Source organism: Streptomyces sp. NPDC093544 (assembly GCF_040683495.1).
Classification (GTDB): domain Bacteria; phylum Actinomycetota; class Actinomycetes; order Streptomycetales; family Streptomycetaceae; genus Streptomyces.
Genome location: NZ_JBFBEA010000036.1, coordinates 52,420 through 78,524, shown reverse-complemented (window position 1 = coordinate 78,524; position 26,105 = coordinate 52,420). Strand labels below are relative to the sequence as shown.

The window sequence follows — 26,105 nt, the reverse complement described above, 5'->3', positions numbered from 1 at the left end:
GGCCCGTCCAGCGGACGGGCCGACGCCGTGTGCGGGCCGTGTCACCTGCGCCGCCACTCCTCGGCCAGCAGCTCGTAGGAGCGCACCCGGTCGGCATGGCCGTGGGTGATGGTGGTGATCAGCAACTCGTCCGCGCCGGTTGCCTCTTGGAGTTGCTCCAGCCGGTCGGCGACCTTGGCCGGGGAGCCGACGAACTGGGTGTCGAGGCGGTCCTGGACGAGCGACCGGTCGATGTCGGTCCAGACGTGGGCGCGCGCTTCCTCCGGGGTCGGGAACTCGATGGCGCCCTCGGCCGTACGAATGCTGCGGACCCACGCGCCATAGCCGGTGGCGAGTTCGCGGGCGGTGCCGTCGTCCTCGGCGACGACGACGTCCGCGGAGACGCTGACGTACGGCTTGTCGAGTACCTCGGACGGCTGGAACGCCGCCCGATACCCCTCCGCCGCCTCCAGCACCGTCCCCGGGCTGACGTGGTAGTTCGCCGCGAACCGCAGGCCGTTGCGGCCCGCGACGTCGGCGCTCTGTCCGCCGCTGCTGCCCAGGATCCACAGCTGTACGTCGGCGCCCTCGCCCGGGACGACGTGCGCCTCGACGCCGTCCGCGGAGCGGTATGTGCCCGCCAGCAGCGCGAGGATGTCGTCGATCTGTTCGCCGTAGTCCTGCGACTCGGCGTTCGGCTGCTGGAGCAGCGTGCGCTGGAGCGCGATGCGGGGTGAGCCGAGCAGAAACTCGAAGGAGAACCTCGGTGGGATCCGCAGCCCGTTCGGGGTACGGCCGTCGACGACCGGGGTGGCCGTCGGCAGCGGCGCGGCGGGCCCTCCCGGCGGGCGACCGCCGGAACGGCCGAGCCCCAGATCGAGGCGCCCGGGGTGCAGCGCGTCGATCAGTCCGAACTCCTCGACCGTGGAGAGGGCGGTGCGGTGACCGAGCTGTACGGCACCGGAGCCGAGCCGGATCGTCGAGGTCGCGGAGGCGGTCAGGGCGAGGACGACCGCCGGTGAGGTGCCGGCCACGCCCGGGTTGAGATGGTGCTCGGCGAACCAGTAGCGGGCGTACCCGAACTGCTCCGCCCGCTGGGCCAGGTCGATGGAGTTGCGCAGCGCCTCGGTCGCGGTGGAGCCGGACGAGATGGGGATGAGGTCGAGGACGCCGAGGGGGATGTCGGACATGAGAACGGGTGCTCCTCAGCGGTCTGCGTGCGCGGATACGGAGTCGGACGCGGATTCGGGCTCGGGTGTACTCGTGACCGGCGGCTCGCCCGTGGCTGCCGACGGGTCGCTCGTGGCCTCCGACGGCTCGGCGAACACCGGGCCCCACGCGAACGGCGGATCAGGAATCTCCCGCCGCAGCACGGGCGCGATGTCGGACTGGAAGAGTTCGAGGGAGGCGCGGTGCTGGGCTCCGGTCAGCCCGTTCGCGTCGGCTTGCAGATGCTGCACGGTGTGCCCGAACTGCTCGTGGTAGCGGTGCACCTTCTCGATCACCTGCTGCGGACTGCCGATCAGCGCCGAGCTGCGCTCCACGAAGTCCTCCAGGGTCAGGAACACCGGCTCCAGGCCCAGCCTCTTCTGGAACGCCAACTGCCCCTCGAAGACCGGCCGGTAGGCGGCTATCGCCTCCTGCGACGTACGCGCCGCGAGGTAGCCCGCCGACCCGGCACCGACCGCGATCCGGGCCGGGTCGTGACCGTAGTGCTCCCACCGCTCCCGGTAGTAGCGGATCAACTCGGCATACGGCTCTATGGGGTTGGTGACGTTCGCCGAGAACAGCGGGTCGCCGTAGCGGGCGGCGAGGTCCACCGACTCCTTGCTGGTCGCGCTGCCGTGCCAGACCCGGATTGGCTGCTGGAACGGCCGGGGCCACACCTCGGCCTCGTTCAGCTCGGGGCGGAAGCGGGTCGCGGCGGTCACCTTGTCCTGCCGCCAGATCTGCCGGAACACCTCGTAGCCCTCGGCGTTACGGTCCCACTGGTCCTCGGGCGTGACGTGGAACAGCTCCCGCTGAGCGGTGCCGTTGCCCTTGCCGATGATCAACTCCAGCCGTCCGCCGGACAGATGGTCCAGCGTCGCGTAGTCCTCGTACGCGCGCACCGGGTCCAGGAGGCTGAGCGTGGTGACCGCCGTGAACAGGCGGATCCGGGAGGTGAGCGCCGCGATGTGGCTGAGTACGACGGGCGGCGAGGAGGAGATGAACGGCCGCTCGTGCCGCTCCCCCACGCCGAAGCCGTCGAAGCCCAACTCCTCGGCGAGCAGCGCGTTGTCGATGACCTCGCGAAAACGCGCGTTGGTCGGTTTCCGCACGCCGGTCACCGGGTCCGGCGCGTGCACGATCAGGGTGATGGCGAGGAACTTCATGATGCGACCCGCTCGGCAGGCGCGTCGGCGTCGGGGTGGGCCAGGCCGAGGTGGTCGCGCAGGGTCGTGCCCTCGTACTCCGTGCGGAAGACGCCGCGTTCCTGGAGCAGCGGGACGACGGTGTCGGCGAAGCCGTCGAGGCCGCCCGGAGTGATGTGCGGGACGAGGATGAAGCCGTCGCTGGCGTCCGCCTGGACGAAGTCGTTGATGGTCTCGGCGATGGTGGCCGGGGAGCCGACGAACGACTGACGGTTGCCGGTCTCGATGACGAGGTCGCGGATGGACCACTTGTTGGCGGCCGCGCGCTCCCGCCACTCGCGGGCGGTGGCCAGCGGGTCGCGGTACATCCGTACCTGGGCACGCCCTCGGGCGATGGTGTGCTCGCCCGGGTCCGGGTCGATGTCGGGAAGCGGGCCGTCCGGGTCGTACGCGGACAGGTCGCGGTTCCAGACGAACTCGAGGTGCTTGATGGCGGTGGCGCCGCTGACCTGTTGGCGCCGCACCGCGCGGGAGATCTCCTCCGCCTCGGCGTCCGTGTCACCGAGGACGAAGGTGGCGGCGGGCAGGATCAGCAGCTGGTCGTGGGTGCGGCCGTGCCGGGCCAGGCGCCCCTTGACGTCCGTGTAGAACGCCTGCCCCTCCTTGAGGGTGCTGTACCGGCTGAAGATCGCGTCCGCGCCGGCGGCGGCGAACTCGCGTCCTTCGTCGGAGTCTCCGGCCTGGAAGATGACCGGGCGGCCCTGCGGGCTGCGCGGCACATTGAACTGCCCCTCGATGTCGAAGTGCTGCCCCTTGTGCACGAATGCGCCGGCCTTCGCGTCCCGCAGGAAGGTGCCGCTCCCCTGGTCGGCGACGATCTCGTCCCTGTGCCAGGAGTCGAACAGTTCGTTGGTGGTGGCCAGGAACTCCTTGGCCCGGGAGTACCGCTCGTCCTGCGGGAGGAAGCCGCCGCGGCGGAAGTTCTCACCGGTGAAGGCGTCCCAGGAGGTGACGACGTTCCAGGCGGCTCGCCCGCCGGAGAGGTGGTCGAGGCTCGCGAACTGACGGGCCACCTCATAGGGCTCGTTGAACGTGGAGTTGATGGTGCCGGTCAGGCCGAGATGCTCGGTGACGGCGGCGAGTGCGGTGAGGATGGTGAAGGTGTCGGGCCGTCCGACGACGTCCAAGTCGTAGATCTTGCCGCCCTGTTCGCGCAGCCGCAGGCCTTCGGCGAGGAACAGGAAGTCGAACTTGGCGCGTTCGGCGGTCCGCGCGAAGTGCGCGAAGGAGCTGAACTCGATGTGGCTGCCGGCCGCGGGGTCGCTCCACACGGTGGTGTTGTTGACGCCGGGGAAATGCGCCGCGAGGTGGATCTGCTTGAGCGGCTTGTCCGTTGACTTGCTCATGAGTGAGGTCCCTCCGGCTCAGACGTGGGCGGCGTAGCGGTTGGCGGGGCGGGCGAGCCCCAGCAGCCCGCGCAGGGTGTCGGCCTCGTACGAGTGCCGGAAGGCGTTGCGGCGCTGGAGTTCGGGGACCAGACCCTGGGTGATCGCCGGGAGGTCGTGGCCGGCGACGGCAGGACGCAGCCGGAAGCCGGTCAGCCCGGACTGCTGCAACTCCTGCAGAAGGTCGGCCAGTTGTACGGGGGTGCCGGTGAACACCCGTGCGTCGCTGGTGTACGGATAGCCCGCGAGGGCGTCGAGACGCTCTCGCCGGTCCACCGCGGCGGTGGGGTCGTTGTCCAGGAACACCACCAGGTCACCGAAGAGGTTCAGCGGCTCCTCGGCGCGCCCGGCCGCCTCCTGTTCGGTGCGGACCGCGGCGATGATGGCACGCGCCTCCTCGACGTCGTGCGGAGTGACGTATCCGATGTCGGCGCTGCGACCGAGCAGCCGGAACGGCGCGCCCCCCGCGGACCCATGGGCCAGCGCGGTGACCAGGGGCTGACCCTGCGGCGGACGGGGCGTGATCGAGGGGCCCTTGACACTGAAGTGCTTGCCCTCGAAGTCGATGTAGTGGAGTTTGTCGCGGTCGACGAAGCGGCCGGTGGCGACGTCCCGGATCTCCGCGTCGTCCTCCCAGCTGTCCCACAGCCGGCGCACCGCCTCGACGTAGTCGCTGACCTCGTCGAAGAGATCGACGATCAACTCCTGCAGGGCCGGGGTTTCCAGGTCTTCGATACGGAGCTCCGGGAACGTACGGCGGCCGAAGTGAGCGGCCTCGTATCGCCGCGCGGACGCCTGCACCCGCACGCCCGCGCGGCCGGTGCTCACATAGTCGAGAGTGGCGATGGCCTTGGATATATGGAAGGGCTCTGTATGTGTGGCCACTACGGTCGGCACCAGCCCTATGTGGCTGGTCAGCGGTGCGACGCGGGCGGCGATGAGGACGGCGTCGAGTCGGCCGCGTACCTGGTCGGTGCGTGCGTCCGGTTCGCTGAGTCGCGCGGACTGCGGACCGAGCCCGTCCTCGATGGTCACGAAGTCGAGCAGGCCGCGCTCGGCCTCGGTGATCAGGTCGGTCCAGTACGAGGCGGTGAACAGATCGTGGGGGCGGGACACCGGTTCCCGCCAGGCGGCCGGGTGCCAGCCCGCGCCGTCGAGGGCGACAGCCAGGTGCAGTGCGGCGGGAGAAGAAGAGGAAGAGGGCGACGACGTTGACGAGGACACGAAAGGGGTGCCTTCCTGATCGACCGTATGAGATCGCCGGGCCTCGACTGAGAGGGTGCGGCGGCGGGGTGACAGGTCAGGGACGACAGAGCGCGCCGGCCACGCGCTGAAGGTCGATGTGCGGCCGGGAGTACAGGTGCACGCGAGGGCGCGGGGCGAGAACCAGGACAAGAAGACGGGGCACGGTCTGCATGTCCGTCACCTCCGCCCTTCCGGCTCGGCGGGCTGGAGGCCGCGCCGGCATCGCGCTTGCGGAACCCGGGGCGGGTACCGCCTGGTCGTCACCTGGAGCACCCCGCCGCGGAGGAGGGTTGCCGGTCAGCAAGCCAGGGCTTGACGCTGACGCTCATAACCTGCTGGGGACGTTACGGGAGGCCACAGCGGTGCGCAATGCCCAGGGATCATGCTCGTTCTCACATCGCAATGCGTCCTCAGCAGGGACAACCACCGGGCCGCGCAATCTGTTCCGCGCTGCCCGTTCGGCCTGATGCACGCCGGATGACCACCTGGTGAGACTGCGCCGCAGGCCTTCTTGACGGCCTCACGGAGCGCACCGACACTGACGGGGACGGTCACGATTGTCAGCGCCCTTCGGGCAGGTTCTTCCTGTCCGTGAGGTCAACAGCCCCGGCTCGCTGGCAGGCAACCCTTCCACCGCGACGGGGTGCCCCGGGTGACGACCGGGTTCCGCCGGTGCGGCGGGACAAGCGTGGTCTCGCGTCTCGCGAGCCCCGAGTGTGGGACAGGTGGGAATGGCCAACAGCGGTTTGACGAGGCGCCTGCACATCGATTTGTTGCGTGTCTCCAGCGCCTACTAGTCCGAGCGATCCGGACCGGTACGTAGCGCAGTCACTCCGTTCCGCCGCGGTGCCCACAAGGTGGCCGTGGCCTCCCCATCCCATGGAGAGTCATGTCCGAGACAATCTCGCACGCCTCAAACACCGGTACCTCCAGCACATGTACCTCAACTCCGTGCGTCCCCGGCTCACTTGACGCGGTCCCTCACCCCCGGATCACCGCGACACCGTCCGCACGCCCGCACCGCTTCCGCAGCCGTATCGGAGTCGGTCTCGCCGGCGGCTTCTACCCGGCGCCGCACCGGTACGAGTTGTATCTGTCCGCGCATTGTCCCCTCTCGCTGCGGGTCTCCATCACCCACGGCCTGCTGGGTCTCAAGGACTCGGTCGCCACCACACTCCTGGCGCTCCCCGCCGACACCCCCTCCGCGTTCGTCTCACTGCGCGGGGCGTACGAGGCCACCTGGCACCACTACGACGGTCCGCTGACCGCCCCCGCGCTGTGCGACCGGTGGAGCGGACGCGTCGTCAGCAACCACACGCCGGACATCCTGCGCGATCTCGGCGACCTCTTCGCCGACCGGGCCGGATCCTGTCACTCCCCGCTCCGCCCGTCGGAACTCGCGGCGGACATCGACGCCCTGCGCGACCTCCTCGACCGTGATGTCACGCCGAGTGCGCCGTCGGCGGAACGGTCGGCGGCTCTCGACCTGCTGAACCGTCAACTCGCGTCTGGTCCCTACGCGTTGGGCAAGGAACTGACCGCGGCGGATGTGGACCTCTGGGTCGCCCTCGTCCAGCTCGAAGCGGAGCACGACCTCTCCTCATACGCACTCCTCCAGGACTATGTGCGACGTCTCGACGCCCACCCGGCCTTCCAACGACAGCTGTAGCCGCAAGCAGGAATGCTCGTCACGTACGGGATTCCAGGGCGGCCCGGGTGTCGTTGCCGTAGACGCCCGTCTCGTCGCCCCGGATCCCGTACCACAGCTGGAAGCGGGCCACGGCCACGGTGAGCGTGGGGTCGTAGGTGCCGCTCGTGGCGCCGCTCTCGTACACGTCCGGGATATCGAGCAGCCGTTCCTGGAGCTCCGTCACATCGGGGCCGCTGTCTCCCTCCCGGAGGGTGCCGGTGCCGTCCGGGTCGGCGGCACCGGAGGGGGCCTGGTCGACGGGTGCCGTGGCGGAGGGGACGGCGCCGGCCTGTGGTCCGCCGTCACCGTCACTCCCGGGCAGCAGCATTGCCAGGGCGAATCCGGTCAGCGCGGCCGCCGCCACCGCGCCGACAACCGCGGCTCGGCGCGGGCCCGTGGCGTGTCCGTGCGCATGGCCGAGTTCAGGCCCGGGCGGTGTTGCGGGCCTCGTCTCCCCGCCGGCGGCATAGTTCTCGCCGGCTATGGTGGGCGGCAGCTCCTCAGTCTCACCCTGGTGCGCCGACGATAATCTGATCGACTCATAGCCTTCGTCCGGGCCGACACCCTGCTGATCCTCACGGAACTCCCTCACCAGTTCCGCGAGGGCCTCCGTCCGGCGGCGTTGCTGGACGTAGGTGGGTACGAGCGCCGGGCGGCGCACAGGCTGCTCACCTTCGGGCGGTATCGACACACTGCTCTCCTTCCGTGCGCGCGGTCTCCCGCCATCCCCGTGGAGAGATACGGAGGCACCGGCACGGGAGTTCAACCGACGCCGACGACCTCGTCGTCGCCGGACGGAAGAACTACGCGCAAACGCGGAACGTCACCCGTTCTGGTCACTGTCCGTAGTTCTGGCCGTCTTCCGCACATCCCGCCGTGCGACGAGCCAGCGCCCGCGCGACAGTCGTACAACGTGAAGAATGGGTGCAAGGGGGTAAGACCACCTTCGGGAAGCGGAGAGGGTCGCGGTGGGTACGAGCAAGGAACGGGATGTGCCGGCCCGGCAGCGCCTCGACATGGCGGACGCCGTGCCACTGCTGCTCGACGCCCGTATGACGGTGACCAGCTGGCCCGCGGACGCCGAACGGCTGCTGGGATACCCGGCCGGCGAGGCACTGGGACGGCTCGCCGCCGACCTGCTGATTCCCGAGGACGCGGCACGGCTCCCGGAGCTGGCCGAGGGGTGCAGCGGTGACGGCGGCTGGGCGGGCCTGCTGTCCGCGCTCCACCGGGACGGGCACCCGCTGAAGCTGATGGTGCGGGCGGTCCCCCTACGGCCGAGCGAAGGCCCGGCACGCTGGGTGGTGCTGCTCGCCGACCTGGCCGACGGCCCCGGCTGGCACATGAGCCGCTCGTTGCTGGAGCGGATCACCGCCGGTTCCCCGGTGGGCATGGCGATCGTGGACACGGACCTGCGGTACGTGTGGTCGAACGAAGCGCTGGAGCAGTTCGGCGGAGACCCGGCCCCGCAACGCCTGGGTCGACGGCTCGCCGATGTGCAGCCGGGCCTCGACGCGGAGCGGATCGAGGCGCAGATGCTCAGGGTGCTGGCGACCGGCGAGCCGGTGGTCGCCTACGAGCACGTGGGCCGCGTACGCTCCGCGCCGCACCGCGAGACGTCGCACGCCATGTCGTTCATCCGTTTGGAGGACGACGACGGTAACCCGATAGGTGTCTACTACACCGTCGTCGACATCGGCGAGAGCTACCGCGCCCGACGGCGGCTGGCGCTGCTCGACCGGGCCGGCGAGCACATCGGCCGCAGCCTGGACGTCATGCAGACCGCGCAGGAACTGGCCGATGTCGCCGTGCCGGGGCTGGCCGACTTCGTCGCCGTGGACCTGCTGGAATCCGTACTCAAGGGCGGGGAGCCGGCCCCCGGTCCACGGAGCGACGCGGACACGGTGCCGCTGCGGCGCGCCGGGCATCGGTCGGTGCAGGGTGGGGTCCCGGAAACCGCTGTCGAGATCGGCGAAGTGGCGTCCTACAGGGCGGGGTCTCCCCCGATCAGATGTCTGACGGACGGCGAGTCCTGGCGCGAGGAGCGGCTGGATCCGCAGGCCAGGGAGTGGACCACGAGCGCCCCCGGGAGCCGGGCCGCCTCCTTCCTCGATCTCGGGCTGCACAGCGTGATGATCGTGCCCATCCGCGCCCGCGGCGTCACTCTGGGCATCACCACGTTCTTCCGGCGCAGCCGCCAGGATCCTTTCGACGAGGACGATCTCGGCCTGGCCGAGGAGTTCGTCGGCCGGGCAGCCCTGTGCGTCGACAACGCCCGCCGCTACACCCGCGAACGCGACGCGGCCCTCGTGCTGCAGCGCAATCTGCTCCCCCATCGCTTCCCCGACCAGGACGCGGTGGAAGTCGCGGCCTGCTACCGGCCCGCGGACGAACTGACCGGTCTCGCCGGGGACTGGTACGACGTGATTCCGCTTTCCGGGGCGCGGGTGGCCCTGGTGGTGGGCGAGGTGGTCGGCCACGGTATCGACGGTGCCGCGGCCATGGGGCGGCTGCGGGCCGCCGTACAGACCCTCGCCGACCTGGACCTGACGCCGGAAGAGGTGCTGGCCCACCTGGACGACCTGGTCAGTCGCGCCGCCCGGGAGGAGGGCACCGGGGCCGACGACCGTACGAGCGGCATGCAGGCGGTCGGCGCCAGCTGTCTGTATGTGGTGTACGACCCGGTGAACGGGCAGTGTTCGATGGCGGGCGCGGGCCATCCCACGCCTGCGATCGTCACCCCCGACGGAACGGTCACGTTCGCCGACCTCCCCCGCGGCCCCGCCCTGGGGGTGGGGGGTCTGCCCTTCGAATCGGTCCAGTTGACCCTCGCCGAAGGCAGTGTGCTGGCGCTGCACACCGACGGTCTGATCTCCACACTCCGTACGGGACGTGACCCGGAGGCGGGCCGGGAGCGGCTGCGCCGCGCGCTGGAGGCACACGGACAGCCGCTGGACGGACTGTGCCGCCGCATCGTGGACGATCTCGTGCCGACGCGTCCGTACGACGACGTGGCGCTGCTGATGGCCCGCACCCGTCGGCTGGGCACCGAGCGGGTAGCGACCTGGGATCTGCCCATTGACCCCGCCGTCGTCGCGACGGCCCGCAAGTCGACCACGCAGCAGCTGCACACCTGGGGCCTGGACGAGCTGGCCTTCACCACCGAGCTGGTCGTGAGCGAACTCGTCACCAACGCCATCCGGCACGCCTCCGGCCCGGTCCGGCTGCGGCTGATCACCGACCAGGCGCTGATCTGCGAGGTCTTCGACGGCGGCGCGACAGCACCGCACCTGCGCCATCCCAAGACGACCGACGAGGGGGGCCGCGGTCTGTTCCTGATCTCCCAGTTCACCCAGCGCTGGGGCACCCGCTACACCGACGAGGGGAAGATCATCTGGGCGGAGCAGTCCCTCACGGAACCGGTGGTCTGACGTATTCGGGCGGGGATGACGTATGCGGGGCGGGGCCGCTCCGCCGAACGGCACCCGCCCGCACCTGACGGCTCAGCAGTCGCGGAACTCGGGTGACTGGTTGAGGATCTGGGAGCGCAGCGAGGTGAACCGGGTGTGGGTCTCGCCACCCCGTGCCTCGGGGCGGAAGACGGCGACGCGGTGGCAGTTCATGAAGGCGAGGGTCACGCCGAAGTGCCTCTCCAGGCTGGAGCGGATCGCATCACTGGCCAGCGCCCGAAGCAGCTGCCCGCGCTCCTTATCCGAGGGCGGCGGGGTGTGGTTGTCGGCGAACTCCCCTGCTCCGTTGCGGAGTTCACCGACCAGGCCGGCGACGAGGTCGTAGGCGTACGGCAGGGACGTACGGACGGTTTCCACGAAGTCCTGTTCGCGGACCTGACCCCGTTCGGCTTCGGCGAGCAGCTTCGGGGAGACGTCGAGTGACATGAAAGGGCAGTCCTGTCGCTAGCTGGTTCGGGTGGTGCGCGGTGACGGGTCGGCGGACGGTGTACGACCGCTTCGTGGGCCGTGTGCTGCCGCGCCGCAGGGCCTGTGCAGGCGCTTCTTCGCCGTGTTCTGGCGCTTCTTCGCCCGCTCAGGCGGGGTTCGACGCGAGGGCGGCCGGGCCGTGCCGGAAGCCGGGGTCGATCTGTGCGGAGAGGTCGCTGCCGGTGGCCCGGTCGGCCCAGGCCGCGGCGTTGCGAAGGTGGAAGTAGACGGCGTGCTCCTGGAAAGCCGTCCAATCCTTGGTCCGGGCGTCAAGTGCGGTCCGTAGCAGGCTCAGGGCGTGGAGGTTGTGCGGCTCCAGGTCGCCCTGAGGGCGGCCCTGTTCACGGGCTCGGACCCAGGAGGAGTGCTGAAAGTACGTCAGGAGGTCGTCGCCGACGTGTTCTTTGAGGAACAGTACGTCGTCCTCACCGGTGACCTTGTTGCCGATCACCGCTACCGGGATCCCGAACTCCTCTGCGTGGTCGCGGTATTGGCGATAGACCGAGACGCCTTTGCGGGTGGGCTCGGCGACCAGGAAGGTCATGTCGAACCGTGTGAAGAGGCCGGAGGCGAAGGCGTCCGCCCCGGCGGTCATGTCGACAACGACGTACTCACCGGGTCCGTCGACGAGATGGTTGAGGTAGAGCTCGACGGCTCCGAGCTTGGAGTGGTAGCAGGCCACTCCGAGATCGCCCTCGTCGAACTCGCCCGTGACCATCAGGGGTACGCCGGCCACGTCCTGGATGTGGTGGGAGTGCACGGCGTCGTCACCGAGGAGCCTCAGCAGGCGCGATCCCCGTCCCGGCGGGGTGGTCTTGATCATGGCCTCGCGTGAGGTGATGCGCGAGTTGCCGCCGCGCAGGAAGTCCTTGATCTCACCCAGCCGTGCGCTGAGGGGCGGCGCGGTGACGGATTCGTCGTCGTCGAGGCCGAGGGCCTGCGCCAGATGCTGGTTGATGTCGCCGTCGATGGCGACGAGGGGCACTCCGGAGTGCGCGAGGTGGCGGGCGAAGAGGGCCGACAGCGTGGTCTTGCCGCTGCCGCCCTTCCCTACGAAGGCAGCACGCACGTCAGCCCTCCGGACGCAGCAGCCCGCGCTCGTACGCCTTGGCGAGCCGCTGCGGTACGAGGTACGACGAGCCGTCGACGGTGACAGGGACGAGCTGCACCGGGGCGGCCTTCCACTGTGCGCGGCGGTGGCGGGTGTTGCTGCGGGACATCTTCCGCTTGGGGACAGCCATGTCGGTCTCCTGTGATGGGTGGGCTGGCAAAGCCCACGCTACATGAAAATGGATCCCATCACCAAGCCGAACTCGCAGGACACGGCGTCGGGGGACCCCGCACCCTGACTCCTTTGCGGACGGCCCGAGTTGACGGAAGATTGACCAAAACGCAGGAGATCACTGACTCTCGCCTCTATAACGTCTCCCGCATGCCCCCACAACCTCAGAGAACGCCGGTGCTCCCGGTCCTCCCCTACCGGAAACCCACCCGCGACCGGGACTACTGGGTATTCGACGACGTACTGCCCGACGTGGATGCCGTCCGGGCCCGCTGCCTCACCAAGGACGACTGGGTCAAGGGCCATCCCTACACCTCGGAGAGCTGGCCCGGCCTTCGCACGATGCCCGGGCTCGCGCCGGCGGAACTGTCCCGCGTGGAACGGCTGGTGAAGAAAGCCACCGGAGCGCGGGAGCTGTGGCTGCAGAGCACGCCCTCCGGGGGCACCCTCAACCACAACTGCATCCAGGTGGTGGGCAAGGGCGAGGGAGAGCCGCGCCCGCACACCGATTCCCGCTCGCTGTGCCGCTATGCCGCGGTGCTCTATCTCAACCCCACCGCCCCCAAGGACTGCGGCACCAGCTTCTATCGACAGAGCCTGCCCGGCGGCCGGCTGGGCGGCAACATGGTGGCCGCGCCGCACAACAACCTGATCGACGCACTGGGTACGCGCTTCGTCCCGCCGGACTCCTTCGTCGAGGACATACGTGTACCCCACCGGTACAACCGACTGCTCGCCTACAACGCCAACCTGATACACACCGCCACCGACTACTGCGGCTCCACCATCGAGGACAAGCGGATGACGGCGGTCTTCTTCTGGATGGCATGAACATGACATGCACATGGCGGGAGGAGGTCCCGGCTCGCTCGAACTCCGAGACGATGCCCGGATATTCGGGTCATACATACCAGTTACGGGTTTCCCAAATTCTGGTGGCCGGCCGGTGAGCGGGTCATGATGTAGCCATGACGTTGGCCCTGCGCGCCATGGCGCGACTGGCGAATTGGCCGGACCTGGCTGAGACCCTGCCGAGCTGCGGTACGGGGCGGGCGCTGCGCTCGGAGCAAGCCGAGATCGTCCACTTCCATTCGGAACAGGACGTCGACCTGCATCTCACAGCCCCGGCCATCCGTCGTTCCGAGGACTATCTGAAGGACGTGGCCGCGGTCCGTATGGTGCCCGGTTCGCACTGGGTGACGATACATCTGGAAGTCGACTCGGACATCGACCTTCTTCTGACCCTGGTGAGCTTCGCTCTCCATGCCCACCAGTCGTGGCCGACTCCGGGCGCTACGCCGTTGCCGGGGTGCACTGAGCACCGCGGCATGGCACTGCCTCTATAGGGGCGGGGCGAGCAGGGCGTCCGACTGGTTCGCGCGGCGCAGGGCGTCGGCGATGAATCCGTCGGCCTTGAGTTCCTCGACGAGATCGCGCAGGAACTGCACGGTCTCGGGCCGACGGGTCGGCGTCGTGCCCACCGCCTGCCGGATCTGCATGAACCGGCCCTCGATCAGCCGGAGTTCGGGATGCGCCGCGACATACTCCGTCAACGGCTGCCGAATCCCGGCGGCGACCTCGATGCCCTGGGCACGGAATTCGTCGACCCCGTCCTCACCGCGCACCACGCTCGCGTGCTCAAGCGTGCGGGAGAGGAAGAGGTCGTAGGCGGACCCGCGCTGCACGCCGATACGTACGCCCGCGCGGTCGACGTCGGCGACCGTGGTGAGGTCCGAGTGACGGGGCACGGCGTACACGCCGTCGATCACGACGTACGGCGCGGTGAAGGCGACTTCGGCCTCCCGTACGGGTTCGATGGCCAGGAAGCACAGGTCGGCCCGGCCCGTCCGCAGCGCGTCGAACGACTTCCGTGCCGCGTCGAAGCAGACGAGCTCCACCGGCACGTCCAGCCGGGCACCGACCTCACGCGCGATGTCGACGGTCACGCCCGTCGGCGCGGTCGGTGTGCCCTGGGCGAGGACCGGATTGCCCAGGTTGATCGACGCCCGCAGCACGCGCTGGGGAGCCAGGTCCTTGGCGAGGGCGGCGGTCAGGATCGTCATGAGCGCGAGTTTAGGACACGCCTCCTGGCCGGCGTCAGCGGCCCACCCGGCAAGGTCATCGAGCTCGACGACAACCGGGTCCAACGTCCAGGGAGCCACGCTCGGTCGACGGCCAAGGAGGCTTGAGCACGCGAAAGGCCCCGGCACTCACGTACAGAATGAGTGCCGGGGCCCTTCAGAGCCGTCGAGGCTCGGGACGCCCTGCGTCAGGCGCGGGTGCCCGGAGCGCGTCGGCGACGGGTGACGACGGTGATCGCGGCACCGGCCGCGAGGAGGGCCGCGGCGCCGGCGGCGATCGGCAGGGTGTTGCCGCCACCGGTCTCCGCGAGGTCGCCGGGCGCGGTGGATCCGCCACCGTTGGGCGACGGGGCGGCGGGCGTGGTCGACTCGGACTCCGACGGGGTCGCCGAAGTGGTCGATTCGGCGGGCGCCGGCTCGGTCGGCGTGGCCGGCGTCGAGGCAGGCGGCGAAGAGGCGGCAGGGGTCGAAGCCGGGGGCGTCGAGGCCGGAGGCGTCGCCGGGGTGCTCGGCTGCTGCGTCGTGCAGTCCTTCGTGCCGCCGTTCCACGCCGCGATCAGCTTGTCCTTGATGACCGGACGGTCCGGACCCTTGGGCAGGTCACCGTGCTCGAAGCCGTCGTTCGCATCGAAGTCGCCGTCGAACTTGACGGCGCCACGGTAGAGGTCGACCTGCGCGAAGCAGCCGACGTCGGGCACCGCGATGTCGAGGGAGTCCGTGCCGCCCGGCTTCACCGTGACGGTGTCGAAGTCGTGGAAGACCTGTTCGCCGGAGGTGTTGAAGGTGGCGCCGTGGGCGCGGTACGAGGCGAGCGAGGCGGTGCAGGTCGCGGCGTCACCGGCGGTGCGGACCTTGATGTGGACCTTGCCGTCGTCGGTGGGCTTGAGGGTCTGGTCGTCGACACGGACCGAGTCGTAGAAGTTCGTCCCGTCCAGGGAGAACTGGCACCGATCGGTCTCGGTCTTGGTGCCCGCGCCCTTCCCGGGCTTGTAGTCGCTGCCGGTCTTGTCCCAGCCGTCGCCACCGGGGGTACCGGTGGCCCAGGCGCCAGTCGTCGACGCCGAAAGGGCGAGCGCCACCGCGCCCGTCCCCAGCAGACAGCGGAGGGTGACACGTCTCGCTATGGACATGCAGATCCCATCTTGATGTTGCAGGACCCGGTCGACAGCAGCACGGCAGCGCGAAGCAGCCTGGGGCCACACCGGGGGTGAGTGGTCGAAGAAACACTGGGCGCACTGGTCACATGGGCCACAGGTCAACCACATAGTCGATCAGCCCGTGGAGGCTGTCAACCTCGCTGAATGCACGAGGACTTCACGTCTCGTCACATTCTGGGCACATGAGGAATTCTTTAGTCCGGAGGCCCGACGGAGGGACCGTGAGCGGGAGGACGGAAGGGAAAGCCCCACACTCACTCAAGGCACTCAGTTCCCTCACACATGCGCACTGGGTGCCATTCCGTCCGCTTGGATGCTACTTTCCCGTTCATGAACGACGGAGCCCCGCCCCGCGAGACCGCAGAGTCGACGACCGCGAAGCCGCCCATGCGGGACGCCCTGGTGGCGGCAGCGTTCCAGCTCTTCCTCGAACGCGGCTACGAGCAGACCACGGTCGACGACATCGTGGCGCTCGCCGGAGTCGGCCGACGCTCATTCTTCCGCTACTTCCCCTCCAAGGAGGACGTGGTCTTCCCCGACCACGAGCGGTGCCTCGCCGACATGACGGCCTTCCTGCACGACGGGACCGACGAGGACGACCCGGTACAGCGGGTGTGCGACGCCGTTCGGCTCGTGCTGCGGATGTACGCCGAGAACCCGACGTTCTCCGTTCAGCGGTACCGCCTCACCAAGAAGGTCCCCGGCCTGCGCGCATACGAGTTGTCGGTCGTCTGGCGCTACGAACGGGCCATGGCCGAGTATCTCCACCGGCGCTTCGCCGGCCGACGGGACGGCGCTCTGCGCGCCGACGTCGCGGCCGCGGCCGTGGCCGCCGCGCACAACAACGCCCTGCGTTCCTGGCTGCGCGCGGATGGACGGGGCGACGCGAGCGCGGCGGTGGATCATGCGCTCGGGTACGTACGCACCACCTTCGGCGGCCCGCTGGACGACTCGGCCGCCGAGGAGCAGGAGGAGGACGTGATTGTCGTCATCTCCCGGCGCGGGGCGCCCATGTGGCGCGTCGTTCAGGAGATCGAGTCCACGCTCGGGCAGAACTGACCCAACGCGAGGGTACCGAGTGCCTTTACTGACAGCACTCAGTGTCATATTCTGTGGCTCGTGCCGGGGCGGACCCGAGCACTTCAGGTTCCGGCCGAGCGCAGGGAGACGACATCGTGTACCTCATCGCCGCGGGCGTCGACTCGACACCGAACGAGACTCCGGCCCAGAACGCGCTCCTCTTCCAGCGCTGCCACTGGTGCGGCACCGCGATGTACCAACGGCTCCTCTGCCCGGTCTGCGCGGGCAGCGACCTGCGGACCGAAGCGAGCGCGGGCGCGGGAATCGTGCGCCACTCGACCGTGATCCATCGCAACACCCCAGCGGCGCGCAACGTATCCCTCGTCGAGATGACGGAGGGATTCACCGTGCAGGGCAGGGTGATGGGCCTGCCCGTCGGCATCCACAGCGGAGACCGGGTCCAACTCGCCACCGCCCAGGACGCGATACGCCGGCAGCCGGTGTTCCAGATCGTCGACGCCCCCTGTCGCGCCTGGAGTTGACGGCTTGCGGGCGGGCCATCTGCCCCGGGGGCCGGCCGAACTGCCGCGCCAGTCACCAAGGGGCGACGACGACAAAGGATCTGCCGGCGCGATACGCGGCGGTGTCCTCCGCGGGGTCCAGCCACAGTTCGAGGTTGTCGCGGTGGCGAAGGTAGCGGCCTGGGTAGTTGTAAGACTCCAGCGAGACCGACCCGTCGGCGGAGCCGGAGCGGGCGCAGAAGGTGGCGTCCTTCTGGAAGATGTCGGATCCGTCGTTGGCCGCGAGCCGGATACGGAAGGCGTAGTGGCGCACATATCTGCCCGCGGCGTCCACGAGCGAATAGCAGCGGGAGTCGGCGAGCCCTGCGACGAAGGTGAAGGTGGCGCCTTCCCGGACGGACGCGGAACTGTTCGAGCCGACCGGAAGCAGGGCGCCGAGGGCGCCGGACTCGCTGACATAGCGGCCGGGGACATCGACCGACCGCAGGGCATGACGCCCCGAAAGCGGCGTGGCGGCGGTGGGTGTAGGCGTGGGGGGCGGCGTCGCCTCGGGCGTGGGCGGAGCGGACGACGCCGCAGCCGGTGCCGGAGCAACAGCGGCGGGTTCTCGTGCAGGCGCCTCGGAACCCCCGGAGGTGTACCAAGCCACGCCACCGCCCGCGAGCACCACCGCGCCCGCGGTCACCGCCGCCACCGGCTTGGCCGCCAGTTTGCGGAGCGACCGGGACACCCGACCCGCTCCACCCGGACCATGCGCCGCCGCCCCGCCCGCCGTGGCCGAACCCGCGGGCCCCAGCTTGGCCAGTACCAGCCCGGCAAGCCCGATCGGCACCGGCACCAGTGCGAGTCCGCCCAGCAGCCCTTCCGCCGGTATCAGGTCAGAGGTGTTGACCAGGCACTGCGGGCACTCGCGGACATGGCGTGACAGACGCTTGCGCCACCGCGCGGACGGCCGTCCGTCCCAAGTGGCCAGCTCCGCGGTCAGTTCGAGGCAGCGCGGGGAGGCGGCGAGGGCCCTCAGCACGGACCGCGCGGATTCGAGCCGCTCCCTGACCCGCTGCACCTGGACTTCCCGCCCGTCGATCGTGAGTCGGCGTACGACATCATCGACGTCCTCAAGGCGGTCGCGGCCCGGCACGAGGTGAGCGCCGCCCGTGTCGCCCTTGCCTGGGTGCTCACCCAGCCGGGTGTCACCAGCGCCATCATCGGGGCCCGCCGCCCGGAGCAGCTGGCCGACAACCTTGCCGCCACCGACCTGGAACTCACCGAGCAGGACCTCGCCGACCTCGACACGGTGAGCGCCCTGCCGCCGTCCTACCCGAGCTGGATCCAGAGCTACCGGAGCGATCAGCGCTTCCCGCAGCAGCCGTAGTTCCTGGGCGTTGGGGCGTTTGCCGGATGAGTGGCTCAAGGGTCGCTAGCGTGTACCCGCCACTATTCATGTGAGTGTGCACCACGTGCACGAGGGGGGAAGTTTCACATGGGGAGCAAGCGTGTGCCCAGAGTGCTGGGCAGACTGGCCCTCGCGTTCCTCGCGGGGGCCGTTCTCGTTCTGGGAGGACCCGGCTCCGCCCGGGCCACCACGAGTGTCGGGATACCGGCGTCCACCGACGGAGGCATCTCGGCGACCGTGAAGTTCTACGGGGCTGTGGTGCCGCAGCCCTACAACCCGGACCCCACCGCCTACTTCGGCGACCGCAAGTGCCTGGTCACCTACCACGACTACAACGCGACTCCGGGCTGCGGCGGCTTCAAGCTCGACGTCATCCTGCACAACGTACGCGACCAGCCCGGCTATCTGGCCGGACTCAGCAGCGTGGGCGGCAGATTCGCCGCGTACGCCGACACCGCGCGCACCTTCGGCTGCCTGCGCCCGGACGGCACCTTCGACCACGGCACGAGTTTCGTCGTCCGCACCGAGCAACAGCCGCTCCTGGACAACTACTTCTATCCGGACAGCAACTACATCCTGTGGTGGGACCGCAACTACCCCGAGGACGAGGGACCGAAGTTCTACGTCAACTTCCCTGCCGTACAGGTGAATTGCCCCGACGGCATGACCCCGACCCAGTACGGCCTCAAGGTCACCGACGTGAACATCTCCATCGACGACGCGAACGTCTTCGGCAGGACGACCTGGAGCACTCCGGGGCCGTTCTACGCCTAGGAGCGGTGCGAGGGCCCGGCGTGCGCCGGGCCCTCGCACGTGCGTCAGGGGGTCGGCGTGATGCGGATCCCGACCGTCCCGCTCTCTCCGCGCCGCAGGCGGCTGCCCAGGATGGTGATGCGGCCGAGGATGCCGTACTTGCGGGTGAGCAGTCGGCGGTAGTGGGCGGTCTCGGCCGCGTCGAGGATCTCGGCCGTGGCCGGGGTCGAGTCACCGGTCGGCCTGCCGCGCACATCGCAGGGGCCCACCAGGATGTCGGCCCGGTTGCGGATCCGCTTCACCTTCCAGCTGTCCGCGGGCGTCCAGACGCCGAGCGTCTGGCCGTCCCGCACCACCCACACCGGCGTCGCGACACCCGTACCGTTCTTGCGGTAACTGGTGATGAGCACATACTTGCCCGAACCGAGCGTGTCCAGCGAGGCCTCGTCCATGACGGAAGTCTAAGCAGTGGACCAGGGAAACAGTCGGACTCGGCAAGCAGTCGGACTCAGGACAGCTGGCCGTCGTAGTCGGGCAGCTTGAACGTGCGCTCGGCGTGACCGCCGACGAGGTCGGTGTCGTTGTTGCCGACATTGGCGATGATCGTGTAGCCCAGGGACTCGATCTCCGCGCGCTTGCCGGTCTTGTACGCGCTGACCTCGGCGAACAGGTCGGGCAGGTCGCGGACGTAGAGGCCGTCGACCGGATAGCCCACGGACGTCAGGTTCGACTTCGTCAGGCTGTAGATGATGCCCGGGCGGGCGCTGATGAAGAAGACGGCGGCTCCGCGCGACTTCGCGTACTCGGCGAGTTCCAGCGAGGCCTGGACCGCCGGGGTGGGCAGCTCGTACCACGGGTGGAAGTCCGTCTCCAGCGTGGTGTTGTCGATGTCGAAGACGAGGGCGAGCTTCTGCCCGCCCGCGAGCGCGGTGCGCTGCTCGACGTAGGGCGTGGCCTGGTCGATGACGGCCTGGACGTCCTGCTGCCAGGTGGCGTAGTCGACGTCGACCGCCGCCGTCACGCTCGCCGGTGTCTGGGCCGGTATCGCGCCGGCGGTCCCCGCGGCGGTGACCGTCCCTCCGATCCCCAGTGCCACTACCACCGACACAGCGCCGATCCGGCGCCCCACACCGCGTCCTGTCATGCCGTCCTCTTTTCAAGTAGGAGCGGCGAACGAGCCTCACCCGTCGCCGCTCCTGACATGATCACGCCTCATTGTGAACGGCGGGGCAAAATTGAAATTACTCACAGGTAGAGAATCTCCCCGCCGCCCGGCAGAGAACCCCTCCGACGCGGTCTACGGCCTCCGTTGTGGGGTGGCACGCGCGCGCGTCCCGTGTGAGCCTGGGCTCGCGGTCGGCGGGCCGCGGTAGTAGGCACACGGAGAGAGGCTGCTCGGATGGACGCACCGAACATAGTGATCGTCGGCGCCGGATTCGCCGGAGTCGAGGCCGCGCGGGGACTCGAGCGTGCGCTCGCCCCCGGCGACGCCCGGATCACCCTGATCAGCCCGAACGACTACCAGCTCTACCTGCCACTGTTGCCGCACGTCGCCGCCGGTGTCGTCACGCCGCAGTCGGTGGCGCCGTCGCTGCGCCGAATCCTGCGCCGCACCGAGCTGGTGCCGGGCGGGGTGATCGGGGTGGATCCGGCGGCCAAGGTGTGCGTCGTACGCAAGATCACCGGCGAGCTCGTCGACCTGCCTTACGACTATCTGGTGCTCACGCCGGGAAGCGTGACCCGGACCTTCGACATCCCCGGCCTCCTCGACGAGGCGCGCGGCATGAAGACACTGTCCCAGGCCGCGTATCTGCGCGACCACGTGATCGCCCAGCTCGACCTGGCGGCGGCCACGACGGACGAGGACGAGCGGGCGGCCCGGCTGCAGTTCGTGGTGGTCGGCGGCGGCTACGCGGGCACGGAGACGGCGGCCTGTCTGCAGCGGCTCACGACCGCGGCGGCCAAGCGGTACCACCCGCGTCTCGACCCCGCCCTGATCAAGTGGCACCTGATCGATGTCGCGCCCAATCTGCTGCCGGAGCTCGGCGACAAGCTGGGCGCGAGCGCGCTGCGCATGCTGAGCAAGCGTGGGGTGCAGATCTCCCTGGGGGTCTCCGTCGCCTCCGTCACCGAGGACAAGATCACCCTCACCGATGGCCGGGTGCTGCCCTCGCGGACGCTGGTGTGGACGGCCGGTGTCGCGGCGAGTCCGCTCGTCGACTCGCTGGGCGCCGAGACCGTACGCGGCCGGATCCTCGCCGAGGCCGACTTCCGTGTGCCGGGTCTGGACGGCGTGTTCGCGCTGGGCGACGCGGCCGCTGTGCCCGACCTGGCCAAGGGAGACGGCTCGTACTGCGTGCCGACCGCCCAGCACGCCGCCCGGCAGGGCCGGCACGCGGCGAAGAACCTCACGGCGCTGCTGCGCGGGCTGCCCGCGACGCCGTACAAGCACAAGGACCTCGGTCTCGTCGTCGACCTCGGCGGCCACGACGCGGTGTCCAAGCCGCTCGGTATCGGCCTCAAAGGCATGCCCGCGCAGGTGGTGGCCCGCGGCTACCACCTGTACGCATTGCGCACCGGCGCGGCCCGCTTCCGTACCGGCGCCAACTGGCTCCTCAACGCGGTCGCGGGCGACGACTTCGTCCGCACCGGCTTCCTCGCGGATCGTGAGGGAACGCTGCGGGACTTCGAGCACACCGACGTGTATCTGACTGCGGAGGAGGTGGCGGCCCGAACTCGCGCCTGACAGAGGGTTCTTGACGGGCAGGGCGAGCCCGTGAACGCCCGGACACGGACGCACGTATGAAGGGAGGGCTCTCGACCGGAGCCCCCGGCGGCGGTGAACGCCGGTGGTGTTCGGCTTCGGGAGCCCATGGATGAGGCACGCACGACGACGGATCGTCCAACGGGGGGCGCGGATAGCGGCCGTCGGGGGGCTGCTCTGCGGGGGCCTGATGGTGTCGCGCGCTATGGCGAGCGAACCGTCCGACCCGTCGGGTGCCACGGAGAGTTCGGCCCAGGCCGCCGCGGACAGAGGGGCTCAGCTGGTGTCCACGCTGGGAGCCTCCCGTACGGCCGGCAGCTGGATCGCCGACGACGGGCAACCTGTCGTCGCGGTGACCGACACGGGCGCGGCGGCCGAGGTGAAGAAGGCGGGTGCCCGGCCCAAGGTCGTGGACCACAGCATGCAGGACCTCAAGTCCGCTACGCAGACCTTGAGTTCGGCGCCCCGGGTGGCGGGCACCGCCTGGGCCGTCGACTACACGAACAACGAGGTGGTGGTGCGGGCCGACAGCACGGTCTCCGCCTCCGACTGGTCGCGTATGACGACACTGGCCGAGGACCTCGGTGACTCCGTGCGCATGGAGCGGACCGAGGGCACGTTCACCACACGGCTGAACGGCGCCGATCCCCTTCTCTCGACCGGCGGCCGCTGTTCGGCGGGCTTCAACGTGACCAACGGGCAGGGCGAGTTCATCCTCACAGCCGGGCACTGCGGGCCGGCCGGGTCCCTGTGGTTCGCCGACAACCAGGGCACGCAGCAGGTCGGCCAGACGATCACGACATCGTTCCCCGGCGACGACTACTCCCTCGTTCAGTACGCCAACGGCCAGGCCCCGCAAGGCGACAACATCGTGGGCATCGGCGGCGGAAAGGGCGTACGGATCTCTGGCGTCGCCGATGCGACCGTCGGCCAGCGGGTCTTCCGCAGCGGCAGCACCAGCGGGCTCCGCGACGGTCAGGTCACGGCGTTGAACGCGACGGTGAACTACCCGGAGGGCACCGTCTCCGGGCTCATCCAGACCACCGTGTGCGCCGAACCGGGCGACAGCGGCGGCCCGTTGTTCTCCGAGGGCATCGCGCTCGGCGTGACCTCGGGTGGCAACGGTGACTGCACGGCGGGCGGTACGACGTTCTTCCAGCCGGTCACCACGGCGCTGACGGAGCTCGGTGTGACGCTGGCCGGACTGCCGCAGGCCTCCGCCGATCCCGCGGCCCAGGCATCCACCCCGCCGTCCACCTCGGCCCCGCAGGGGGCGGCTGCCGCGCCGGGCTCCGCCGCGCCAGGTTCTGTCGAGTCGGTGGGCGCGGCCGGCGCCGCCGAGACGCTCATCACACGCCTCACGGATCCCAGGAACATTGGCCCGGGACTCCTGGTCATCGCGGGAAGTATCGTCGCGCTGGTGGCCACCCGCTATATCCGCTCGGAGCAGGACCGCAGTCGCTATCGGCGGCAGTACTCGCAGAGTTGGGGGTGACTCGGCTCACATGGGACAGCGGGCGGTTCGCAGTACGGGGGCTGATGCCCGGCTCGTCACGCGGCCCGGGTGGGCGTGTGCGGGGCGGCTTCCGACCACTCAAGGACGAGCCGCTGGTACTCCCGGCGCTCGTCCATGCTCAGCGTCCCGCCGGTTCGGAACCAGAGGGCTCGGATCTCCTCATTGACCTCGGTGGCGGACCGCTCGGAGGCGGGTTCAGGAGTGGTGGACATGGTGTGAAGCATACGGAACCTGGCGTGAAGACGATGTGAGTAAAGGTACGCCGGGCGACATTCCGGACCGTGAAGCTCATCACTCACGCCTCCGCCGACCCCAGGACCAGCACCTGGATCGCCAGTACCGCGGCTCCGCGCGCCCAGTCGTGGAAGTCGGACACCTTCGTCTCCAGGTGGACCGGATCGGCCTGCGGATGGCGGCCGGCGAGGATGGTCTCCTCGACCAGCGGGCCCGCCACGTCGACGAGCCCGACGCCCTCCCCGGCGAGGAGGATCTTCTGCGGCATGACGAAGTTGGCGATCTGTGCGACCAGGGTGCCGAGGGCCCGGGCCGCCTCGTCGACGACCCGGGAAGCCATGGGGTCACCGGCGGCGGCGCCGGCGAGGATCTCCTCGTAACTCATGTCGTGGCCGGTGGCGGCACGGAGCTGATAGCGGATGCTGGGGATGGTGAGCAGTGAGACGGCGCTGCCACGGCCACCGTCGGGGGTGAGCGGGCCGTCAGGATTCACCGGCCAGTGGCGGCCGACGCCCCTGCCGTCCTCGGCGCTCGCGACTCGTTTGCCGCCGAGGACAAGGCCGTAGCCGATCCCGGCGCCGATGGTGAGGACGACGAAGCGGTCCAGGCCACGCCCCGCGCCGAACCAGCTCTCCGCTTCGACCAGGGCGGCGACGTCGTTCTCGACGACCACCGGCAAGCCGGTGCGTTCCTCGACGAGTTGGGCCAGCGGGACGTCGCTCCAGCCGAGGAAGGCCGACTCGGCGACGACGGCACGCTTCTCCGCACGGCCGCCCACGCCGATGCCGATTCCGGCGAGGCGGGGAAAGTCACGGGCGAACCCCTCCGTCATCTCCCTTAGCAGATCGGCGACTTGGCTCGGTTCGTGCGTGGTGAGCGGACGGTCGCGGCGAGCCACGATGTCGCTCCTGAGGCTGGTGACGACGCCGTAGACCATGTCCCCGGTGATCTTGAATCCGGCGAAGAAGCGGGACTCGGCGACGACGTCCAGTGGCTGCGAGGGACGGCCCTGCCGTATTTCGGGGGGTACGGAGTCCTCCGCCGACCCGATCAGCAGGCCCGACTCGATCAGCGGTTTGGTCAGCCGGGTGAGGCTGCCGGCCGAGAGGTTGAGCCGGCGCGCGATCTCACTGCGGGACAGCGGACCGTGGACGAGCACCTCGATCGCCACCGCGCGCTCGCCGGGACTCAGCGGCGGCCAACCGTCGGCAGATGTGGTCATCGGCGTCTGACTCCCCGAGTTTTTCTTTCGCCTTGGAAGTAACGAGGTCACCATAAGTCGCCTATCCAGGTCAGGCAAAGACTCCTACCTGACTCTTGACGCCAGGATTCTTCCGAGTCAAAAGTAAGTAGCCGGGGCGAGTCGCGGTCTGCCTACTCGGCGGGCCGGCCCGGTCCCACCCGTAAGCAGGCGACCACAGCGAAGGGTGTCACCCGCATGACGTTCTCTCTCGGCATTGTCGGAGCCGGGCAGTTCTCGGGCCAGTTCGCCAAGCTGTTCCTCGCCCATCCGGGCGTGGACGAGGTGTTCGTGACGGATCTCCTGCCGGAGCGGGCGGAGCAACTCGCGGCCGCCGAAAGGCTGTCGGGCACCTTCCCCTCGTACGAGGCGATGCTGGAGTCGAAGTCGGTGGACGCCGTCGCGATCTTCACCCAGCGCTGGACCCACGGGCCGCTGGTGCTCCAGGGGCTGAACGCCGGAAAGCACGTGTACTCGGCGGTGCCCATGGCGATCACCACGGACGAGATCGCGGCGATCATCGACGCCGTGCGGGCGACCGGACTGACGTACATGATGGGCGAGACCAGCCAGTACAACCCGGCGACGGTCCATGCCCGCAACCAGATCGCCGACGGCGCCTTCGGCCGGATCTTCTACGCCGAGGGCGACTACGTCCACGACATGGATCTCGGGTTCTACGAGGCGTACCAGTACAGCGGCGGCGAGAACTGGAAGGCGACCGCCAGCTATCCCCCGCTCCTGTACCCGACGCACTCGGTGGGCGGGGTGCTCGGAGCCTGGCGGACGCACGCGGTGAGCGTGTCCGCGATCGGGGTGCGCGACCAACGCGGCGACGGTGTGTTCGACGAGGAGGTCAGCCAGTTCGGGAACGACTTCTCCAACGCGACCGCCCTGTTCGAGGTCGCGGGCGGCGGCGCGTTCCGTACGAACGAGTTCCGGCGGGTCGGCTATCCCTCGCACATCAGGGAGTCGCGTTTCCGGTTCTTCGGCACGGAGGCGAGCATGGAGCAGCTCGCCACGGTGGCCCTGTGGCAGGACAAGAAGGGCGTGCGGGACATCAGCGAACTCCTGGAGCCCAAACAGACGTTGGCGCCTGACGATCCCTCGCTCCAGCACATCGCGCCCGCGCTGCGAGCCGTCTTCACGTCCGGGTCGGCGCCCGTGCACGACCGGGCGCGGCTGCCCCGGGAGTTCGACCACCTCCACAACGGACACGAGGGCAGCCACCACTTCCTGGCGGACGATTTCGTGACCGCGGTGAACACCCGGAGCCTGCCGTCGGTGAACGCGTGGGTGGCCGCCCGTTACACCCTGCCGGGCATCGTCGCGCACGAGTCCGCGCGGCAGGGTGGGGTCAGGCTGGACATCCCGGACTTCGGGGACGCCCCGGTGTGACCTCCGGTCGGTGTGGCGTCGGCGTGACCTTCGGACGGTCTCGGGCCGGTGTGACCTCCGGGCGGTCTCGGGCCGGTGTGACCTTCGACCGGTCT

28 protein-coding genes and 2 riboswitches are annotated in these 26,105 nt (G+C 69.6%); of the genes, 12 read left to right on the top strand and 16 right to left on the bottom strand.

Going from position 1 to position 26,105, the window contains the following annotated elements:
- Nucleotides 1-41 precede the first annotated feature (41 nt).
- The 5 genes from AB0N66_RS37840 to AB0N66_RS37820 all read right to left on the bottom strand — a co-directional run bounded on the left by AB0N66_RS37840 (nt 42) and on the right by AB0N66_RS37820 (nt 5,195).
- Nucleotides 42-1,169, bottom strand: a complete 1,128-nt coding sequence (locus tag AB0N66_RS37840) for an LLM class flavin-dependent oxidoreductase (protein WP_365443818.1) — start codon at nt 1,167-1,169, stop codon at nt 42-44.
- A 15-nt stretch (nt 1,170-1,184) separates the two neighbouring features.
- Nucleotides 1,185-2,354 carry an LLM class flavin-dependent oxidoreductase gene (locus AB0N66_RS37835; RefSeq protein WP_365443815.1) on the bottom strand — a complete coding sequence of 390 codons (1,170 nt, stop codon included), beginning with the start codon at nt 2,352-2,354 and terminating at the stop codon, nt 1,185-1,187.
- Entirely contained in the window at nt 2,351-3,739 is a 1,389-nt protein-coding gene (locus tag AB0N66_RS37830) for an NtaA/DmoA family FMN-dependent monooxygenase (RefSeq protein WP_365443812.1), read from the bottom strand. The genes AB0N66_RS37835 and AB0N66_RS37830 overlap by 4 nt, the downstream gene beginning before the upstream one ends.
- Nucleotides 3,740-3,757: 18 nt before the next feature.
- Entirely contained in the window at nt 3,758-5,002 is a 1,245-nt protein-coding gene (locus AB0N66_RS37825; protein WP_365443809.1) for an LLM class flavin-dependent oxidoreductase, read from the bottom strand.
- A 76-nt stretch (nt 5,003-5,078) separates the two neighbouring features.
- Nucleotides 5,079-5,195 (bottom strand): putative leader peptide, encoded by a 117-nt coding sequence (locus tag AB0N66_RS37820; RefSeq protein ID WP_365443806.1) that lies wholly within the window; start codon nt 5,193-5,195, stop codon nt 5,079-5,081.
- A 47-nt stretch (nt 5,196-5,242) separates the two neighbouring features.
- Nucleotides 5,243-5,356: riboswitch (SAM riboswitch) on the bottom strand.
- A 216-nt stretch (nt 5,357-5,572) separates the two neighbouring features.
- Nucleotides 5,573-5,718: riboswitch (SAM riboswitch) on the top strand.
- A gap of 36 nt (nt 5,719-5,754) precedes the next feature.
- Between AB0N66_RS37820 and AB0N66_RS37815 the strand changes: the two genes are divergently transcribed.
- Nucleotides 5,755-5,820: a putative leader peptide gene (locus AB0N66_RS37815; RefSeq protein ID WP_365443830.1), complete on the top strand. Its 66-nt coding sequence runs from the start codon at nt 5,755-5,757 to the stop codon at nt 5,818-5,820.
- A 92-nt stretch (nt 5,821-5,912) separates the two neighbouring features.
- Entirely contained in the window at nt 5,913-6,692 is a 780-nt protein-coding gene (locus AB0N66_RS37810) for a glutathione S-transferase C-terminal domain-containing protein (protein ID WP_365443803.1), read from the top strand.
- Between the two features lie 19 nt (nt 6,693-6,711).
- On the opposite strand, the gene AB0N66_RS37805 is transcribed toward AB0N66_RS37810, so the two are convergent.
- On the bottom strand, nt 6,712-7,404 hold the full coding sequence (locus AB0N66_RS37805; protein ID WP_365443800.1) for a peptidoglycan-binding protein: 693 nt from the start codon (nt 7,402-7,404) through the stop codon (nt 6,712-6,714).
- A 277-nt stretch (nt 7,405-7,681) separates the two neighbouring features.
- Here AB0N66_RS37805 and AB0N66_RS37800 point away from each other — a divergent pair, with 277 nt between their 5' ends.
- Nucleotides 7,682-10,144: a SpoIIE family protein phosphatase gene (locus AB0N66_RS37800; RefSeq protein ID WP_365443797.1), complete on the top strand. Its 2,463-nt coding sequence runs from the start codon at nt 7,682-7,684 to the stop codon at nt 10,142-10,144.
- A gap of 72 nt (nt 10,145-10,216) precedes the next feature.
- Here AB0N66_RS37800 and AB0N66_RS37795 read toward each other — a convergent pair whose 3' ends face one another.
- From AB0N66_RS37795 to rpmF, 3 genes are all read right to left on the bottom strand, one after another.
- On the bottom strand, nt 10,217-10,609 hold the full coding sequence (locus AB0N66_RS37795) for an SCO5389 family protein (RefSeq protein WP_365443794.1): 393 nt from the start codon (nt 10,607-10,609) through the stop codon (nt 10,217-10,219).
- A gap of 148 nt (nt 10,610-10,757) precedes the next feature.
- Complete coding sequence (locus AB0N66_RS37790; protein WP_365443790.1) at nt 10,758-11,720, bottom strand: ATP-binding protein; 963 nt, start codon at nt 11,718-11,720, stop codon at nt 10,758-10,760.
- 1 nt (nt 11,721) lies between these two features.
- Nucleotides 11,722-11,892 (bottom strand): 50S ribosomal protein L32, encoded by a 171-nt coding sequence (gene rpmF, locus AB0N66_RS37785; RefSeq protein WP_365443787.1) that lies wholly within the window; start codon nt 11,890-11,892, stop codon nt 11,722-11,724.
- A 191-nt stretch (nt 11,893-12,083) separates the two neighbouring features.
- On the opposite strand from rpmF, the gene AB0N66_RS37780 reads away from it, so the two are divergent.
- Together AB0N66_RS37780 and AB0N66_RS37775 are read left to right on the top strand one after the other, a co-directional pair.
- On the top strand, nt 12,084-12,764 hold the full coding sequence (locus tag AB0N66_RS37780) for a DUF6445 family protein (RefSeq protein WP_365443784.1): 681 nt from the start codon (nt 12,084-12,086) through the stop codon (nt 12,762-12,764).
- A gap of 137 nt (nt 12,765-12,901) precedes the next feature.
- On the top strand, nt 12,902-13,279 hold the full coding sequence (locus AB0N66_RS37775) for a luciferase family protein (RefSeq protein ID WP_365443781.1): 378 nt from the start codon (nt 12,902-12,904) through the stop codon (nt 13,277-13,279).
- Here AB0N66_RS37775 and AB0N66_RS37770 read toward each other — a convergent pair.
- Both AB0N66_RS37770 and AB0N66_RS37765 read right to left on the bottom strand, forming a co-directional pair.
- The gene (locus AB0N66_RS37770) at nt 13,274-13,996 is read right to left on the bottom strand and encodes a transporter substrate-binding domain-containing protein (RefSeq protein ID WP_365443778.1); all 723 of its coding nucleotides are present in this window, start codon (nt 13,994-13,996) and stop codon (nt 13,274-13,276) included. The genes AB0N66_RS37775 and AB0N66_RS37770 overlap by 6 nt on opposite strands.
- A gap of 206 nt (nt 13,997-14,202) precedes the next feature.
- Nucleotides 14,203-15,144, bottom strand: a complete 942-nt coding sequence (locus AB0N66_RS37765) for an LAETG motif-containing sortase-dependent surface protein (protein ID WP_365443775.1) — start codon at nt 15,142-15,144, stop codon at nt 14,203-14,205.
- 414 nt (nt 15,145-15,558) lie between these two features.
- On the opposite strand from AB0N66_RS37765, the gene AB0N66_RS37760 reads away from it, so the two are divergent.
- Nucleotides 15,559-16,230, top strand: a complete 672-nt coding sequence (locus AB0N66_RS37760; RefSeq protein ID WP_365443827.1) for a TetR family transcriptional regulator — start codon at nt 15,559-15,561, stop codon at nt 16,228-16,230.
- Nucleotides 16,231-16,346: 116 nt separating this feature from the next.
- The gene (locus AB0N66_RS37755; protein ID WP_365443772.1) at nt 16,347-16,733 is read left to right on the top strand and encodes a zinc ribbon domain-containing protein; all 387 of its coding nucleotides are present in this window, start codon (nt 16,347-16,349) and stop codon (nt 16,731-16,733) included.
- Nucleotides 16,734-16,785: 52 nt separating this feature from the next.
- On the opposite strand, the gene AB0N66_RS37750 is transcribed toward AB0N66_RS37755, so the two are convergent.
- Nucleotides 16,786-17,850: an AbfB domain-containing protein gene (locus AB0N66_RS37750; RefSeq protein WP_365443770.1), complete on the bottom strand. Its 1,065-nt coding sequence runs from the start codon at nt 17,848-17,850 to the stop codon at nt 16,786-16,788.
- A 3-nt stretch (nt 17,851-17,853) separates the two neighbouring features.
- Here AB0N66_RS37750 and AB0N66_RS37745 point away from each other — a divergent pair, with 3 nt between their 5' ends.
- Nucleotides 17,854-18,084: an aldo/keto reductase gene (locus AB0N66_RS37745; RefSeq protein ID WP_365443767.1), complete on the top strand. Its 231-nt coding sequence runs from the start codon at nt 17,854-17,856 to the stop codon at nt 18,082-18,084.
- 123 nt (nt 18,085-18,207) lie between these two features.
- A complete protein-coding gene (locus tag AB0N66_RS37740; RefSeq protein WP_365443764.1) occupies nt 18,208-18,879 on the top strand; it encodes a hypothetical protein in 672 nt (223 codons plus the stop codon).
- A gap of 44 nt (nt 18,880-18,923) precedes the next feature.
- Here AB0N66_RS37740 and AB0N66_RS37735 read toward each other — a convergent pair whose 3' ends face one another.
- Both AB0N66_RS37735 and AB0N66_RS37730 read right to left on the bottom strand, forming a co-directional pair.
- A complete protein-coding gene (locus AB0N66_RS37735) occupies nt 18,924-19,310 on the bottom strand; it encodes a PPOX class F420-dependent oxidoreductase (RefSeq protein ID WP_365443761.1) in 387 nt (128 codons plus the stop codon).
- A gap of 56 nt (nt 19,311-19,366) precedes the next feature.
- A complete protein-coding gene (locus AB0N66_RS37730) occupies nt 19,367-20,002 on the bottom strand; it encodes an HAD family acid phosphatase (protein WP_365443758.1) in 636 nt (211 codons plus the stop codon).
- A 255-nt stretch (nt 20,003-20,257) separates the two neighbouring features.
- Here AB0N66_RS37730 and AB0N66_RS37725 point away from each other — a divergent pair, with 255 nt between their 5' ends.
- Both AB0N66_RS37725 and AB0N66_RS37720 read left to right on the top strand, forming a co-directional pair.
- The gene (locus tag AB0N66_RS37725) at nt 20,258-21,604 is read left to right on the top strand and encodes an NAD(P)/FAD-dependent oxidoreductase (RefSeq protein WP_365443755.1); all 1,347 of its coding nucleotides are present in this window, start codon (nt 20,258-20,260) and stop codon (nt 21,602-21,604) included.
- 130 nt (nt 21,605-21,734) lie between these two features.
- The gene (locus AB0N66_RS37720; protein WP_365443752.1) at nt 21,735-23,117 is read left to right on the top strand and encodes a S1 family peptidase; all 1,383 of its coding nucleotides are present in this window, start codon (nt 21,735-21,737) and stop codon (nt 23,115-23,117) included.
- A 56-nt stretch (nt 23,118-23,173) separates the two neighbouring features.
- Here AB0N66_RS37720 and AB0N66_RS37715 read toward each other — a convergent pair whose 3' ends face one another.
- Both AB0N66_RS37715 and AB0N66_RS37710 read right to left on the bottom strand, forming a co-directional pair.
- Nucleotides 23,174-23,362, bottom strand: coding sequence for a hypothetical protein (locus AB0N66_RS37715; protein ID WP_365443749.1), 189 nt, complete (start codon nt 23,360-23,362; stop codon nt 23,174-23,176).
- Nucleotides 23,363-23,433: 71 nt separating this feature from the next.
- A complete protein-coding gene (locus tag AB0N66_RS37710) occupies nt 23,434-24,594 on the bottom strand; it encodes an ROK family transcriptional regulator (protein ID WP_365443746.1) in 1,161 nt (386 codons plus the stop codon).
- Nucleotides 24,595-24,810: 216 nt separating this feature from the next.
- On the opposite strand from AB0N66_RS37710, the gene AB0N66_RS37705 reads away from it, so the two are divergent.
- Nucleotides 24,811-26,010, top strand: a complete 1,200-nt coding sequence (locus AB0N66_RS37705; RefSeq protein ID WP_365443744.1) for a Gfo/Idh/MocA family oxidoreductase — start codon at nt 24,811-24,813, stop codon at nt 26,008-26,010.
- Nucleotides 26,011-26,105 lie beyond the last annotated feature (95 nt).

Coding starts and splice junctions, on each gene's coding strand:
- AB0N66_RS37840 (WP_365443818.1), bottom strand. CDS start 1,169: ATGTCCGACATCCCCCTCGGCGTCCTCGACCTCATCCCCATCTCGTCC.
- AB0N66_RS37835 (WP_365443815.1), bottom strand. CDS start 2,354: ATGAAGTTCCTCGCCATCACCCTGATCGTGCACGCGCCGGACCCGGTG.
- AB0N66_RS37830 (WP_365443812.1), bottom strand. CDS start 3,739: ATGAGCAAGTCAACGGACAAGCCGCTCAAGCAGATCCACCTCGCGGCG.
- AB0N66_RS37820 (WP_365443806.1), bottom strand. CDS start 5,195: ATGCAGACCGTGCCCCGTCTTCTTGTCCTGGTTCTCGCCCCGCGCCCT.
- AB0N66_RS37810 (WP_365443803.1), top strand. CDS start 5,913: ATGTCCGAGACAATCTCGCACGCCTCAAACACCGGTACCTCCAGCACA.
- AB0N66_RS37795 (WP_365443794.1), bottom strand. CDS start 10,609: ATGTCACTCGACGTCTCCCCGAAGCTGCTCGCCGAAGCCGAACGGGGT.
- rpmF (WP_365443787.1), bottom strand. CDS start 11,892: ATGGCTGTCCCCAAGCGGAAGATGTCCCGCAGCAACACCCGCCACCGC.
- AB0N66_RS37780 (WP_365443784.1), top strand. CDS start 12,084: ATGCCCCCACAACCTCAGAGAACGCCGGTGCTCCCGGTCCTCCCCTAC.
- AB0N66_RS37775 (WP_365443781.1), top strand. CDS start 12,902: ATGACGTTGGCCCTGCGCGCCATGGCGCGACTGGCGAATTGGCCGGAC.
- AB0N66_RS37770 (WP_365443778.1), bottom strand. CDS start 13,996: ATGACGATCCTGACCGCCGCCCTCGCCAAGGACCTGGCTCCCCAGCGC.
- AB0N66_RS37765 (WP_365443775.1), bottom strand. CDS start 15,144: ATGTCCATAGCGAGACGTGTCACCCTCCGCTGTCTGCTGGGGACGGGC.
- AB0N66_RS37760 (WP_365443827.1), top strand. CDS start 15,559: ATGCGGGACGCCCTGGTGGCGGCAGCGTTCCAGCTCTTCCTCGAACGC.
- AB0N66_RS37735 (WP_365443761.1), bottom strand. CDS start 19,310: ATGGACGAGGCCTCGCTGGACACGCTCGGTTCGGGCAAGTATGTGCTC.
- AB0N66_RS37730 (WP_365443758.1), bottom strand. CDS start 20,002: ATGACAGGACGCGGTGTGGGGCGCCGGATCGGCGCTGTGTCGGTGGTA.
- AB0N66_RS37725 (WP_365443755.1), top strand. CDS start 20,258: ATGGACGCACCGAACATAGTGATCGTCGGCGCCGGATTCGCCGGAGTC.
- AB0N66_RS37720 (WP_365443752.1), top strand. CDS start 21,735: ATGAGGCACGCACGACGACGGATCGTCCAACGGGGGGCGCGGATAGCG.
- AB0N66_RS37715 (WP_365443749.1), bottom strand. CDS start 23,362: ATGCTTCACACCATGTCCACCACTCCTGAACCCGCCTCCGAGCGGTCC.
- AB0N66_RS37710 (WP_365443746.1), bottom strand. CDS start 24,594: ATGACCACATCTGCCGACGGTTGGCCGCCGCTGAGTCCCGGCGAGCGC.
- AB0N66_RS37705 (WP_365443744.1), top strand. CDS start 24,811: ATGACGTTCTCTCTCGGCATTGTCGGAGCCGGGCAGTTCTCGGGCCAG.